Source organism: Tenacibaculum aiptasiae, assembly GCF_008806755.1.
Taxonomy (GTDB): domain Bacteria; phylum Bacteroidota; class Bacteroidia; order Flavobacteriales; family Flavobacteriaceae; genus Polaribacter; species Polaribacter aiptasiae.
Genome location: NZ_WAAU01000014.1, coordinates 22891 through 35991 on the forward strand (window position 1 = coordinate 22891; position 13101 = coordinate 35991).

16 protein-coding genes are annotated in these 13101 nt (G+C 29.9%); 7 read left to right on the top strand and 9 right to left on the bottom strand.

The genetic code is table 11. The features are described from left to right. Position 1 precedes the first annotated feature (1 nt). From F7018_RS09685 to mce, 6 genes are all read right to left on the bottom strand, one after another. A complete protein-coding gene (locus F7018_RS09685) occupies positions 2-541 on the bottom strand; it encodes a hypothetical protein (RefSeq protein ID WP_150899866.1) in 540 nt (179 codons plus the stop codon). Positions 542-575: 34 nt separating this feature from the next. Then, positions 576-1271 carry a tRNA pseudouridine(55) synthase TruB gene (truB, locus tag F7018_RS09690; protein WP_175578703.1) on the bottom strand — a complete coding sequence of 232 codons (696 nt, stop codon included), beginning with the start codon at positions 1269-1271 and terminating at the stop codon, positions 576-578. Further along, complete coding sequence (locus F7018_RS09695) at positions 1271-2080, bottom strand: undecaprenyl-diphosphate phosphatase (protein WP_150899867.1); 810 nt, start codon at positions 2078-2080, stop codon at positions 1271-1273. The genes truB and F7018_RS09695 overlap by 1 nt, the downstream gene beginning before the upstream one ends. Positions 2081-2082: 2 nt before the next feature. After that, the gene (locus tag F7018_RS09700) at positions 2083-2325 is read right to left on the bottom strand and encodes a DUF3098 domain-containing protein (RefSeq protein WP_150899868.1); all 243 of its coding nucleotides are present in this window, start codon (positions 2323-2325) and stop codon (positions 2083-2085) included. 6 nt (positions 2326-2331) lie between these two features. Beyond that, the gene (locus F7018_RS09705; protein ID WP_150899869.1) at positions 2332-3210 is read right to left on the bottom strand and encodes a cell division protein FtsX; all 879 of its coding nucleotides are present in this window, start codon (positions 3208-3210) and stop codon (positions 2332-2334) included. 62 nt (positions 3211-3272) lie between these two features. Continuing rightward, a complete protein-coding gene (gene mce / locus F7018_RS09710) occupies positions 3273-3674 on the bottom strand; it encodes a methylmalonyl-CoA epimerase (protein ID WP_150899870.1) in 402 nt (133 codons plus the stop codon). Positions 3675-3770: 96 nt separating this feature from the next. On the opposite strand from mce, the gene F7018_RS09715 reads away from it, so the two are divergent. The 6 genes from F7018_RS09715 (at position 3771) to F7018_RS09740 (ending at position 9056) form a co-directional block, all read left to right on the top strand. Further along, positions 3771-4397 carry a hypothetical protein gene (locus F7018_RS09715; protein WP_150899871.1) on the top strand — a complete coding sequence of 209 codons (627 nt, stop codon included), beginning with the start codon at positions 3771-3773 and terminating at the stop codon, positions 4395-4397. 268 nt (positions 4398-4665) lie between these two features. After that, positions 4666-5316, top strand: a complete 651-nt coding sequence (locus tag F7018_RS09720; RefSeq protein ID WP_150899872.1) for a hypothetical protein — start codon at positions 4666-4668, stop codon at positions 5314-5316. A gap of 616 nt (positions 5317-5932) precedes the next feature. Continuing rightward, on the top strand, positions 5933-6685 hold the full coding sequence (locus F7018_RS09725; protein ID WP_150899873.1) for a sensor histidine kinase: 753 nt from the start codon (positions 5933-5935) through the stop codon (positions 6683-6685). A gap of 69 nt (positions 6686-6754) precedes the next feature. After that, a complete protein-coding gene (locus F7018_RS09730; protein ID WP_255689061.1) occupies positions 6755-7399 on the top strand; it encodes a response regulator transcription factor in 645 nt (214 codons plus the stop codon). A gap of 21 nt (positions 7400-7420) precedes the next feature. Next, positions 7421-7816 carry a 30S ribosome-binding factor RbfA gene (gene rbfA, locus F7018_RS09735; RefSeq protein WP_150899875.1) on the top strand — a complete coding sequence of 132 codons (396 nt, stop codon included), beginning with the start codon at positions 7421-7423 and terminating at the stop codon, positions 7814-7816. A gap of 37 nt (positions 7817-7853) precedes the next feature. Then, positions 7854-9056 carry an ABC transporter permease gene (locus F7018_RS09740; protein ID WP_150899876.1) on the top strand — a complete coding sequence of 401 codons (1203 nt, stop codon included), beginning with the start codon at positions 7854-7856 and terminating at the stop codon, positions 9054-9056. 3 nt (positions 9057-9059) lie between these two features. On the opposite strand, the gene dusB is transcribed toward F7018_RS09740, so the two are convergent. After that, entirely contained in the window at positions 9060-10061 is a 1002-nt protein-coding gene (gene dusB, locus F7018_RS09745; protein ID WP_150899877.1) for a tRNA dihydrouridine synthase DusB, read from the bottom strand. Between the two features lie 103 nt (positions 10062-10164). On the opposite strand from dusB, the gene lepA reads away from it, so the two are divergent. Further along, complete coding sequence (gene lepA, locus F7018_RS09750; RefSeq protein WP_150899878.1) at positions 10165-11961, top strand: translation elongation factor 4; 1797 nt, start codon at positions 10165-10167, stop codon at positions 11959-11961. A 55-nt stretch (positions 11962-12016) separates the two neighbouring features. Here the strand turns inward: lepA and F7018_RS09755 are convergent, their stop codons facing one another. Both F7018_RS09755 and F7018_RS09760 read right to left on the bottom strand, forming a co-directional pair. Then, a complete protein-coding gene (locus F7018_RS09755) occupies positions 12017-12289 on the bottom strand; it encodes a hypothetical protein (RefSeq protein ID WP_150899879.1) in 273 nt (90 codons plus the stop codon). A 44-nt stretch (positions 12290-12333) separates the two neighbouring features. Then, positions 12334-13098, bottom strand: a complete 765-nt coding sequence (locus tag F7018_RS09760) for a LytR/AlgR family response regulator transcription factor (RefSeq protein ID WP_175578704.1) — start codon at positions 13096-13098, stop codon at positions 12334-12336. Positions 13099-13101: the final 3 nt, after the last annotated feature.

Consider the following 13101-nt stretch of genomic DNA (forward strand, 5'->3'; position numbering starts at 1 on the left):
ATTAGAATAGAGTAAAACCAATACCAAGAGAAATACTGTCTAGATTTCCACTTTTAAATTGCGCTATTTTTTTTCTTTGAAAATCTAAGCGTATCAATCCGTTAAAATTACTATTGCTAAGGGATAGGATTCCAAAACCAATCTTGTAATAGTTGCCATTTGAAAATCGATTGGAAGGACGAAACATTTGTCCGTAGCTATATTCAATAAAACAAGCACGACTGGCTTTTTTTATATAGTTATAGCGTATACTAGCATACATTGGAATAGAGTTAATAGCGTATGTAAAATGATGATCATAGCCTATGTTAAAAGTAGAAGCCCAGCGATCATTAAATTGATATCCAAAACCAGTTCTTAATAAAATAGATTTAGGTACAATTAAGGGTCCATTCCCTTCTTCTCCAAATTTGTATTTTTGATTAACTCCAAAAGTAGTACTTAAAGATCCAGTAAAGAAAGGGCGTTTACTTTTATTTTGAGCATTAATCTTAAAGCTAATAACTAAAATTATAAAGAGTAGTAGTGTAGTTTTTTTCATAGAAGTAAATGTTTTTTGCTCTATGAGACAAAAACTATTCCACTTCTAAAGATTTTATAAAATTATCAATACTTAATCCGTCACTAACAGAGAAATTTCCAATTTTGGTTCTTCTTAAGGCGGATAAATGAGCTCCAGAATTTAGGGCTAAACCAAAATCGTAAGCTAAAGAACGAATGTAAGTACCTTTACTACAAACAACTCTAAAGTCAACTTTGTTTGCTCTAATATTAGTGATTTCAAATTCAGAAATAGTAATTTCTCTCGATTTAATTTCAGTAGTTTCTCCTTTACGAGCTAATTCGTATAAACGTTTACCATCCTTTTTAATTGCTGAAAAAATAGGTGGCTTTTGTTGAATTTTCCCTATAAATTGTTTTGTTGTTTTATGAATCAATTCTTCAGTAATATGTTCTGTTGGGAAAGTTTCGTTTACTTCAGTTTCTAAATCGTAACTGGGAGTTGTTTCGCCAAGAGTTATTGTACCTGTATATTCTTTTATTTGACCTTGATATTCGTTGATGTTTTTAGTCTGTTTTCCAGTACAAATAATCAACAAGCCAGTAGCTAAAGGGTCTAAAGTTCCTGCGTGACCAACTTTAATTTTTTTAATATCAAAACGTTTACGAATATGCCAACGTAATTTATTGACAACTTGAAAAGAAGTCCATTCTAAAGGTTTGTCAATTAATAAAACTTGTCCGTTTTTATAGTCTTCAGCAGTCAGCATTATATAGAAAGTTTATACACGAAAAAGTGAATTAGTAATAAGGCAATTCCAAATATAATACGGTAGTATCCGAAGATTTTAAATCCTTTTTTACTTAAGTAATCTATGAACGATTTTATAGCTATTAAAGCAACAATAAAGGCAACAACATTACCAATAATAAGGTGGTTTACTTGTTCAGAAGATAATTCAAAACCAGCTTTATAATAATCATAGGTTTTTTTAGCAGTAGCACCTAACATAGTAGGAACCGCTAAGAAGAAAGAAAATTCAGCAGCTGTTTTTCTATTTATTTTTTGAGTCATACCACCTACAATACTAGCACCACTTCTAGAAGTCCCTGGGATCATAGCTAAACATTGAAAAAAACCAATTTTTAAAGCAGTAGCATAACTTATTTCTGTATGAGCTGTCGGATTTTTTTCATCAAACTCTTCGTTGGCTTTAAACCAATCGTCAACTTTTAATAAAATTAGACCTCCAATAATTAGAGAAATTGCAACTGTTATTGGGCTTTCCAATAAACTATCGATAACATCATTTAAAAGCAGTCCTAATACAACAGCAGGAATAAATGCTACTAACAGTTTTAAATAGAAATCGAAACTTTGAAAAAAGCGTTTCCAATACAATACTAAAACTGATAAAATAGCACCTAGTTGAATAACTATGGTGAATAGTTTTGTAAAATCATCTGTTGCTATCCTCATAAATGAAGAAGCAATAATCATATGTCCTGTTGAAGAAACAGGTAAATATTCAGTGATGCCTTCAATAATGGCTAAGATAATAGCCTCTAATAATCCCATGCTTATTTTTTTGGATTGGCAAAAATAGCATAAATTTCAATACCCAATCCAATAATAACAAGAGTTGGAGCTAAACGAATTCTTTGCCAGTTATAAATTTCAGGATTAAATACTTTAGGGTCGTCACTACCACCACCGGCCATTAAAATAAACCCTAATGCTATAACAGCTAAGCCAATTAACATGATTATGTAATTGCGTTTACCGAATAAAAATTCTTGTTTTGTTAAGTTATCTTTTTTCATAAAATCTTAGTAATACAAATCGTTAGTTTGTAAGTTTAAAAAACGTTGTGTGGCAAAAAACGTACTTATCCAAGTAATAAAAAATGATACAAAAATTACGCCTCCTGAAACATATAGTAAAGGTGTGTAATCTGATAGCATTTCTAGGGTAGGAATATATTTATTTATGTAATAAATTAGAAGAGCAATTCCACTTAACGCGATAAATGCTCCCAATAAACCTAGCTTAATACTTTGCCATATAAATGGTCTACGAATAAAACTTTTGGTCGCACCAACCATTTGCATGGTTTTTATATTGAATCTTTTAGAGTAAATAGATAAGCGAATAGAGCTATTAATTAAAATAATAGCAACAATGCCAAAGAAACCACTTAATACCAACAACCAAAAGCTAATTTTTTGAATGTTTTGTGTTAGTAATCGAACTAAAGGTTTGTCATAATTTACTTCAGCTACCAATTTATTTTTCTCAAAAGATTTTTCAATTTCACCCATTTTTTCAGGAGTTACAAAATCTGCTTTAAGATAAATATCTAACCCGTTTTTTAGAGGGTTGTCACCTAAAAATTTTAAGAAATCTTCACCTAAGTCTTTTTTGTATGTTTTTGCAGCTTCTTCTTTAGTTATATAAATAACTTTATTTGTGTACTCTTTTTTCTTTAAAGTTTCTTTAAAGCTTTTCGATTGCTTAGTAGTAACATCATCTTTTAAAAATAGAGTCATTACTACTTTCTCTTTAAAGTGATTAGCAACTTTGGTAGATTTTAATAAAACCAAACCTAAAATTCCAATCATAAAAAGCACTAGCGCAATACTAACTACTACGGAAACATAAGATGATTGTAAGCGTCGTTTTTGAAAAGAATCAAAAGAGGTTGTCATTATTTAATGTTGTAATTTTAACATTGCAAGATACAAATATTTGGTAATTCCTGTTGAGCGAATTATTCAATTTCTTGACATAATTCAATTAAAACGCCATTGGTGGTTTTTGGATGTAAAAAAGCGACTAATTTATTATCAGCTCCTTTTTTAGGGGTTTCATTTAATACCGTAAACCCTTCCTTTTGTAAACGCTTTATTTCTGCTTCAATGTTTGTAACTGCAAAAGCAATATGGTGAATTCCTTCTCCTTTTTTTTCTATGAACTTAGCTATAGGACTATCAGGTTTAGTTGCTTCTAAAAGTTCTATTTTATTAGGTCCAGTTTTAAAAAATGAGGTTTTAACACCTTCGCTAGCTACTTCTTCAATTTTATAATGCGGTTCTCCAAAAAGAGCAGCAAAAAGTTGATTTGATTTTTCTAAATCTTTTACTGCAATACCAATGTGTTCAATTTTATCCATAAGGTAAAAGTATAAAAGAAAAATGTATCTGTTTCAGTTTGTAAAAAAATAAATGTTAAATTAAACCCAATATTAATTTATAAACTATAATTCGAATTGAAAACAATAAAATTTTTATTAGTTGCATCTTTAGGTGTGGCTACTTTACTATCATGTACACAAGATAAAACAAGTGAAGTTTTAATTGAAAAAGCGGTAAAAACTACAAAGCCTAAAAATTTACTAATGTATAAAGAAGTGGTTGAGATGTTAGAGCATTATGATGAAACCAGAAAACCGGTTTTAGAAAAGGCTTTAGGAAGGGAAGATACTCGTATAAATTTTTATACAATTGAAACTCTAGAAGCTTATTTGAATTATGTGAAAAAGATATCTCAAGAAAAAGGAATAAAGTTAACAGGTATCAATATAGTGTCTGCTTCTTATCCTGAAGATTCTTCTCATGGTATCCCTAATTACCAAACTAATATATTTATGCCAACCACGGAAATTAATGGGAGAAATATAGCCTTTGCTCCAGACGCTTCCAAAAATGGAGAAATTGTAACTATGAAAGAAATATTAAGTAAATATGGTTATAGTTGGGTATATGATAGCAAAGAAGATTATAATAATAGGAAAATAAAGAGTAAAGAAATACAGAAAAATTCATTAATGCGAGATGAGCTTATTGATAGTGAAAGTGCAAATGGAAATAGGTCACAATTATCACCACCATATTAAATATATAGATATATAATTTAGAAAGGCTCACGATTTGTAAGCCTTTTTTTATTTTGAAATATGTAAGAAGGTAATATTACAAGAGTAAAAATATTGAAAACACAAGAGTGTATTCATTTGTATCTTATAGGTGTTTTTCCTGTATTTTAAAAAAGTAATAAAACTTAAGTGTTTGATAGAATGCCTTGTAAGAAAAGTGTTAGGTTAAGGTAAATATAATTGAAAATAAGCTAGTATATTTAAAGTGAATTTAAATATTATTTTTATTATGAAAAAAACTAACCTACTAAAAATGTTAATCATTTTTTTTACATTGAATTTTATGGCTTCTTGTGAAAAAAATAAATGTAAGTGTGAAGATTGGCAATCACAAATTCCAGATGGTACATTTTGTTATTCTGATGAAGGAAGAACTCCTGAAATGCTAGATTATAAAAAGATAGTAAATATGTTAAGAACTTACGATACTACAAGAATTGCACCTTTAGAAAAAGCTTTGGGGTATGAGGATTCACGTATTAATACTTATGATTATAATCAGTTTTTAAAGTATTTAGGAAGAATAATGAAGTTGAGTGAAAAAGCAGGGATTGAAATATCAGGAATTAGCTTTATTTCAGCTGCTATGCCTAATTATAATGGAACAGGAAAAAGTTACCAGGATTTAATTTATATCCCAACTACAACAATTGATGGTAAACAAGTAGCTTTTGATCCTTTACAATCTTTTACACAAGGAAAGTTAGTTACGTTTAAAGAAATGTTAGCTAAAAATGGATATAACTGGATTTATAATTCTATGGAAGAGTTTAATGAAGGAAAAAGAGAAGATTACGATTATAGTATAGAATTGCCAATTGGAAATTCAAATGAGTTGAGTGGAGCTGGAAATAGAGGGTATTTACAACCGCCATACTAAATGTTAAGATTAAATGATATAGCTCTGATTTTTGCGATTGTATCCTTTTTTTCTTTTGCTTTTTTTAGTAAAGCTATAGGGTTTAGGTATATAAGGTATTTTATTGTGTTTCTTTTTTGTATGTTTTTTTTGATATAATTGGTCTTGTGTTTTTTAAATATGGTTTAAATAACGCTTTTTATAATCTAATGGTTTTATTAGAGTTTAATGTGTTGTTTTTGTTCTATAGAGATATTTCACAAAATGTTTTTACAAAAAAAATTATAAAGAGACTTGCTATTTTGTATAATTTAATTCTACTATCTAGTTCTTTTTTTTATGGATTAGAGGTTTTTTCTACAAAATTTAATACGATAGCCCCAGTTTTTGGAGCAGTTTTTATAGGAATAGTGTTAATGCTATACTTAAGAGAGTTTTTGTTATCAGAAAAAGTATTAAATTATAAAAAGAATGTGTTTTTTTGGATAACTACAGGTTTGTTGTTGTATTATATTGGTACAATGCCCCTAACGGCAATAGTTAATTTTTTTAAAAAAGGAAATGTTTTTTTGTCTTTATATAAAATACAGTATTTTTTAACTATAATTATGCATAGTTGTTTCTTAATTGGATTATTATGGAGTTGGAAGAAAGTCAGGTAATTGTATTTATATCTACTATTTTAGTTGTTTTGGGAGTATTGTTTGTGGTTTCTCTTTTTACAGTATTTCAAAATCGAAAGAATAAGCTTTTAATGGAGCGTAATGAAAACAGAAAACGATATGAAAGAGAATTAGCTGAAACACAAATAGAAATACGAGAAGAAACTTTAAGAAATATAAGTTGGGAGTTGCACGATAATATTGGACAACTCCTAACTTTAGCTAAAATACAAATGCAACATGCCTCCCCAGAGAACATTAATGAGATTGCAGATACTATAGCTAAAAGTTTAACAGAAATAAGAGCGCTATCTAAATCAATTAATCCAGATTTTATTAATGCTATAAAATTAAGAGAAGCAATAGAACTAGAATTGAGAAGATTTAATAGATTAAATTATATAGAGTCTAGTTTTGAAGTAGTAGGAGAAGAAAGAGAAATAAATCAAAAACACGGAATCATAATCTTTAGAATTTTACAAGAGTTTTTTTCAAATACGATAAAACATTCAAAAGCTACTAAGCTTGAGGTGTTTTTAAATTACAAAGAAGATGCTATTGAGATTGAAGCAAAAGATAATGGTGTTGGTTTTGAAATGAAAAAAGTAAGATTGAAAGGTATTGGTTTACAGAATATTAAAGCGAGAGCAAAGCTTATCAATGCCGAGGCAAAATTTAAATCGGAACCTCAAAAAGGAACCAGTTTAATAATAAATTATTATATTTAAGAATTGTAGTACATTGTCCCTTCATTATATTGTCCCTCACAACAAGATAATAACCTAACCTACGTAATTATGAAATACTCAGTTGTTGTTGTAGATGATCACACTCTATTATCACAGGCAATTGAAGGTATGGTAAATACCTTTGATAAATTTAAAGTGTTATATACATGTAAAAATGGGAAAGAAGTTTCGGAGAAGTTTTCCGCATCACCTAAAAATATTCCAGACATTGTTTTAGTTGATGTAAATATGCCAGTAATGAATGGTATTGAAACTACTGAATGGATTGTAGAAAATCACCCACATGTACATGTGATGGCATTATCTGTAGAAGATGCAGATGGTACTATTTTAAAAATGCTTAAAGCAGGAGCCGTTGGTTATTTGCTAAAAGATACTAAAAAAGAAGTGTTAGAAAGAGCACTGTTAGAAATGATGGATAACGGTTTCTTTCATACCAGAAATGTTACAAACTTATTATTAGATTCAGTATCAGGTAAGAATGGTAAAAATTCTATTCGTTTTAAAGAAAACGAAATAATCTTTATGAAATTAGCCTGTTCAGAATTAACCTATAAAGAAATAGCAGACAAAATGTTTTTAAGTCCCAAAACTATCGATGGTTATAGGGATAGTTTGTTTACTAAATTAAATGTTAGAAACAGAGTAGGCTTAGTAATGTACGCTATAAAAAATAAAATTTACACTCCGTAAATTTATGCCTAAATTTGCAGCATGGAAGAAACAAATAGACAACGAAAAATTGCAGGAGTACTGCAACAAGATTTAGTAGATGTTTTGCAGCGTGCTGCGCAAAATGGAATGAAGGGAGTGATTATATCGGTATCAAAAGTTTCTGTTACTGCTGATTTAGGAGTAGCAAAAGTGTATTTGAGTGTTTTTCCTTCTGAAAAAAGAGATGAAATTATTGAAGGTGTTAAATCTAATACGCCTTTAATACGCCATGAATTAGCACAAAGAACAAAAAACCAACTTAGGAGAATGCCAGAGTTATTGTTTTTTGGTGATGATAGTTTAGATTATATTGAAGATATTGATAAGTCTTTAAAAGGAGGAGACGTTGATCCAATTAAGAATCCAGAGATTTTACCACGTCGTCAAAAACGTTAATAAATTTGTTTACATTGCTACTTAGATTTATTAATAGTTGAATTTTCCTTTATACATAGCTAAAAGATACTTGTTTTCGAAAGCAAGCACCAATGCAATAAACATTATAACTTTTATAACTGTTTTTGGTGTTGTTGTTGGAACCTTAGCTTTGTTTATAATTTTATCAGGTTTTTCAGGATTAAGAACATTTAGTGATTCTTTACTTCAAGATTCAGATCCAGATATTAAAATATCAATGGTTAAAGGTAAAACCATTGAATATTCTGATGATATTTATCAAAAAATAATAGAAAACGATGAAGTGTTAGCTGTATCTAAAGTAATAGAAGAGCGTGTTTTCTTAAGTTATAAGGATAAAAATCAAATAGCTTATATAAAAGGGGTAGAGCAAAACTATAATCAAATTTTACCTGTAGACTCTCTTTTAAGAGTTGGAACATGGATAGATCCAGAATTTAGAAATACAGCCGTATTAGGATATGGTATTGGGTATAAACTATCATTAGGAATAATGAATTTTGGTGAACCTTTAAAAATCTTGGTTCCCAAGCCAGGAAAGGGGTTTGTAAATCCAAATAATGCTTTTAATTCTGTGCCAGTTCAAATAATAGGCGTCTATAAAGGTTCAGAAGAATTTGAGGGTAAATTTGTTTTTACAGAAGTCGAACTAGCTCAGAAATTGCTTAATTATAAAGACAATCAATTTACAGCTATAGAATTAAGGCTAAAAGAAGGAGTCGATTTAGACAACTATCAATCTAGTTTACAGGAAAGTTTAGGAGAAGCTTTCAAGGTGCAAACGAGAGCGCAATTAAATACAGTGTATTATAAAGTAGTAAATACAGAAAATTTTATTTCTTATTTAATTTTTACATTGATTATAGCTATTGCATTGTTTAATGTAATCGGTTCAATTATTATGATGATAATTGATAAAAAACAAAACCTAAAAACCTTAGTCGATTTAGGGAGTACAGTAGATAAAATAAAAAGAATTTTTGTTTTACAGGGCTTTTTATTGACACTAGTAGGAATGGGAATTGGGCTTTTAATTGGAATTGTTTTGGTGTTAATTCAGCAAAAATTCGAATTATTTATGATTACTGAAACTTTAGCCTATCCCGTAGAGTTTAGGTGGTTTAATTTATTCATAGTAATGCTTACAATTTCAATACTAGGTTATGTAGCGGCAAAAATTGCAAGCTCAAGAATATCAAAAGCATTTATTGAGAAATAAAGCTTATTTTATTTCAGGAATAGTAGCGTTTCCAAATTTAGCTTCCACTTCATTAAAAGTAGCAAAAACATCTTTAGGATCATCAGAAGTAACCATTTTCATACGATAATCTTTAAAATGAGGAATACCTTTAAAGTAGTTTGTATAATGTCTTCTTGTTTCAACAACACCTAAACGTTCTCCTTTCCAGTCAATAGACATTTCTAAATGACGACGAGCCATTTCCACACGTTGTGCTATGGTAGGTTTTGCTAAGTGTTCGCCAGTTTTAAAGAAGTGTTTTACTTCATTAAAAAACCAAGGGTATCCTATAGAAGCTCTACCAATCATACAACCATCTAAACCATACTCATCACGCATTTCCATTGCTCTTTCAGGAGAAGTAACATCACCATTTCCAAAAACAGGAATATGCATTCTTTGATTGTTTTTTACTTGTGCTATTGGTTTCCAGTCGGCATCACCTTTATACATTTGAGCACGAGTACGACCATGTATAGCAATAGCTTTACATCCTACATCTTGCAAACGTTCAGCTACTTCCACGATTCTTATAGAATCATGATCCCAACCTAAACGAGTTTTAACAGTTACAGGAAGTTTGGTGTGTTTTACCATAGCTTCTGTAAGTTTAACCATTAAATCGATATCTTTTAAAATACCAGCACCAGCACCTTTAGAAACAACTTTCTTTACAGGACAACCAAAATTAATATCAATAATATCTGGATTTGATTTTTCAACTATCTCTACAGTTTTAAGCATAGAGTCTAGGTTAGCTCCAAATATTTGAATTCCAACAGGGCGTTCTTTCTCGTAAATATCTAATTTCATTACGCTTTTTGCAGCATCACGAATTAGTCCTTCCGAAGAAATAAATTCAGTATAAACCACATCTGCACCGTTTTCTTTACATAAAGCTCTAAACGGTGGATCACTCACATCTTCCATCGGCGCTAATAAAAGCGGGAAATCAGGAAGTTCTATATCTCCAATTTTTACCATGCTGCAAAGTTACTTTTTATTTTTTTATTGAATAAATTTTTATTTGTGGATGCATTTTACATAAAGTATCTTTGTCGACTATAAGAAGTTAGAAATACGACGAATGAAGAAAATTAGAAATTTTTGCATTATTGCACATATTGATCATGGTAAAAGTACACTTGCTGATCGTTTATTAGACTATACAGGTTCTGTGTCAGAACGTGAAAAGCAAAATCAGTTACTAGATAATATGGACTTGGAGCGTGAACGTGGAATTACGATTAAATCGCACGCAATTCAAATGGATTATAAATATAATGGAGAAGATTATATTTTAAATTTAATTGATACTCCGGGACACGTAGATTTTTCTTACGAAGTTTCTCGTTCTATTGCAGCTTGTGAAGGTGCTTTGTTAATTGTAGATGCAGCACAAAGTATACAAGCACAAACTATCTCTAATTTATACTTAGCGTTAGAAAACGATTTAGAAATAATTCCAGTTTTAAACAAGGTAGATTTACCATCAGCAAATCCTGAAGAGGTTACAGATGATATTGTAGATTTATTAGGTTGTGAGCCAGAAGATGTAATTCATGCAAGTGGTAAAACTGGTTATGGAGTTGATAATATTTTAGCCGCAATTATTGATAAAATTCCTGCTCCAGAAGGAAACCCAGATGCGCCATTAAAAGCATTAATTTTCGATTCTGTATACAACTCTTACAGAGGAATTGAGACTTATTTTAGAGTAATTGATGGTTCTATTAAAAAGAATCAGCGTATTAAATTCATGGCAACAGGGAAAGAGTATGGAGCTGATGAAGTTGGTACTTTAAAGTTAGAACAAGTTGTTAAGCAAGAAATTAAAACAGGAGATGTAGGGTATTTAATTACAGGAATTAAAACAGCTAAAGAAGTAAAAGTAGGAGATACTATTACTGATTTTGCAAACCCTACTACCGATACTATTGATGGTTTTGAAGATGTAAAACCAATGGTATTTGCTGGGATTTATCCAGTAGATACTGAAGATTATGAAGAGTTAAGAGCTTCAATGGAAAAACTACAGTTGAATGATGCATCTTTAGTTTTTCAACCTGAAAGTTCAGCAGCATTAGGGTTTGGTTTCCGTTGTGGATTCTTAGGAATGTTACACATGGAAATTATTCAAGAGCGTTTGGAGCGTGAATTTAACATGACTGTTATTACAACGGTACCTAACGTATCTTATCATGCTTTTACAAAGAAAAATCCTGATGATATTATTATTGTTAATAATCCAACAGATTTACCAGATCCATCGAAATTAGATAGGGTAGAGGAGCCGTTTATTAAAGCTTCTATTATAACAAAATCTGACTTTGTTGGTCAAGTAATGAGCCTTTGTATTGAAAAGCGTGGACAAATTGTAAATCAAACTTATTTAACTCCTCAACGTGTTGAGTTAATTTTTGATATGCCTTTAGCAGAAATTGTATTTGATTTTTACGATCGTTTGAAAACAGTTTCTAAAGGATATGCTTCTTTTGATTATTCGCCTATTGGAATGCAAAAATCTAAATTAGTACGTGTAGATATGCTATTAAATGGACAAACTGTTGATGCACTTTCTGCCTTATTACATGATAGTAATGCATATTCTATTGGTAAAAGAATTTGTGAGAAGTTAAAAGAATTAATTCCACGTCAACAATTTGATATTCCAATTCAAGCAGCTATTGGAGCAAAAATTATAGCTCGTGAAACAGTGAAAGCACTTCGTAAAGATGTTACGGCTAAGTGTTATGGAGGAGATATTTCTCGTAAACGTAAGTTATTAGAAAAGCAGAAAAAAGGAAAGAAACGTATGCGTCAAGTTGGTAATGTAGAAATTCCACAACAAGCGTTTATGGCAGTATTGAAATTAAATGATTAGAATATAAAAAAAGCCTCAGTTAATTTAACTGAGGCTTTTTTGTTATGAGTATTTCTTAATTACAAGTTGTACCTTGTGTTTTAGCTGCTTCTATAACGTCTTCAAAAGTACTACCTTCTGGAATATCAGAAGTAACAGTTTGAATTCCCTCAACAGTAATTGTCATTGTTCCATCACCATTATTACAATACTCAGTTTTAATAGGCTTTGTAGTACCTGCTCCTGAATACTCACATGAGATACATTTTTTTTGATTATCATCGTTATCAGAACAAGCAACAAAAGCTATGGAAGTTAACATAGCAATAGACAAAATAATTTTTTTCATAGTTTAAAGTTAATGATTAAGGCTGCAAATATATTTTTTTCAATCTATTGTTCCAACCATTTTCTAAAATCCGCTGTAGTTGAAGAGCTAGTCATAGGTTTTTCTTTAATACCTTTCATACTAATTAGTAGACGGTTTTTAAAATGGTTCTCAATATTTTCGATATAATCTATATTGATAATTTCACTTCTATTGATTTTGAAAAATTTAGAAGGATTTAATTGTTTAAATGTTCCACCTAATGTTTGAGAGATATTGTGGCGTTTTCCATTAAAGTCGGTAGCTATACAAAAATCTCCTGATGCTTCTATTAAACTAATGTCCACAACATTTAAGAGCTGAATTCCTTTAGTTTTCTTTATAACAAATCGTTTTTTGTAAGAATAGTTTTCTTCTTGTAAAGCAGATTTTAAATTGGTTAAGGTTTCGTGGTTTAATTTGTTGTAATCTCCTTGTTTAAATAACTGCTGATATTTGTTAATAGCTTTATTAAAATCGATTTTAGAATAAGGTTTTAAAATGTAAGCAATTCCATTAGTGTTAAAAGCTTTAAACAAATAATCATCATGTGCAGAACAAAATATAATGGGAATGTTGATGTTTAGTTCATCAAATAAATCAAAAGAAATACCATCTAACAATTGAATGTCTGATAAAATAAAATCATAAGTGTTTTCTGTTAAGAGCTTTTTTCCATCTGAATTTGTGCGAGCTACATCATGAGAAAAATTTTCTCCAAAAGAGTCTTTCAAATAATTTATCAGTTTTTGATAAGCAGGTATTTCATCTTCTAAAATTAAAATATTCATATT

Coding starts and splice junctions, on each gene's coding strand:
- dusB (WP_150899877.1), bottom strand. CDS start 10,061: ATGGTAAAAATTGGAGATATAGAACTTCCTGATTTCCCGCTTTTATTA.
- F7018_RS09695 (WP_150899867.1), bottom strand. CDS start 2,080: ATGGGATTATTAGAGGCTATTATCTTAGCCATTATTGAAGGCATCACT.
- rbfA (WP_150899875.1), top strand. CDS start 7,421: ATGGAAGAAACAAATAGACAACGAAAAATTGCAGGAGTACTGCAACAA.
- F7018_RS09720 (WP_150899872.1), top strand. CDS start 4,666: ATGAAAAAAACTAACCTACTAAAAATGTTAATCATTTTTTTTACATTG.
- F7018_RS09705 (WP_150899869.1), bottom strand. CDS start 3,210: ATGACAACCTCTTTTGATTCTTTTCAAAAACGACGCTTACAATCATCT.
- F7018_RS09755 (WP_150899879.1), bottom strand. CDS start 12,289: ATGAAAAAAATTATTTTGTCTATTGCTATGTTAACTTCCATAGCTTTT.
- F7018_RS09725 (WP_150899873.1), top strand. CDS start 5,933: ATGGAGTTGGAAGAAAGTCAGGTAATTGTATTTATATCTACTATTTTA.
- mce (WP_150899870.1), bottom strand. CDS start 3,674: ATGGATAAAATTGAACACATTGGTATTGCAGTAAAAGATTTAGAAAAA.
- lepA (WP_150899878.1), top strand. CDS start 10,165: ATGAAGAAAATTAGAAATTTTTGCATTATTGCACATATTGATCATGGT.
- truB (WP_175578703.1), bottom strand. CDS start 1,271: ATGCTGACTGCTGAAGACTATAAAAACGGACAAGTTTTATTAATTGAC.
- F7018_RS09730 (WP_255689061.1), top strand. CDS start 6,755: ATGAAATACTCAGTTGTTGTTGTAGATGATCACACTCTATTATCACAG.
- F7018_RS09685 (WP_150899866.1), bottom strand. CDS start 541: ATGAAAAAAACTACACTACTACTCTTTATAATTTTAGTTATTAGCTTT.
- F7018_RS09760 (WP_175578704.1), bottom strand. CDS start 13,098: ATGAATATTTTAATTTTAGAAGATGAAATACCTGCTTATCAAAAACTG.
- F7018_RS09700 (WP_150899868.1), bottom strand. CDS start 2,325: ATGAAAAAAGATAACTTAACAAAACAAGAATTTTTATTCGGTAAACGC.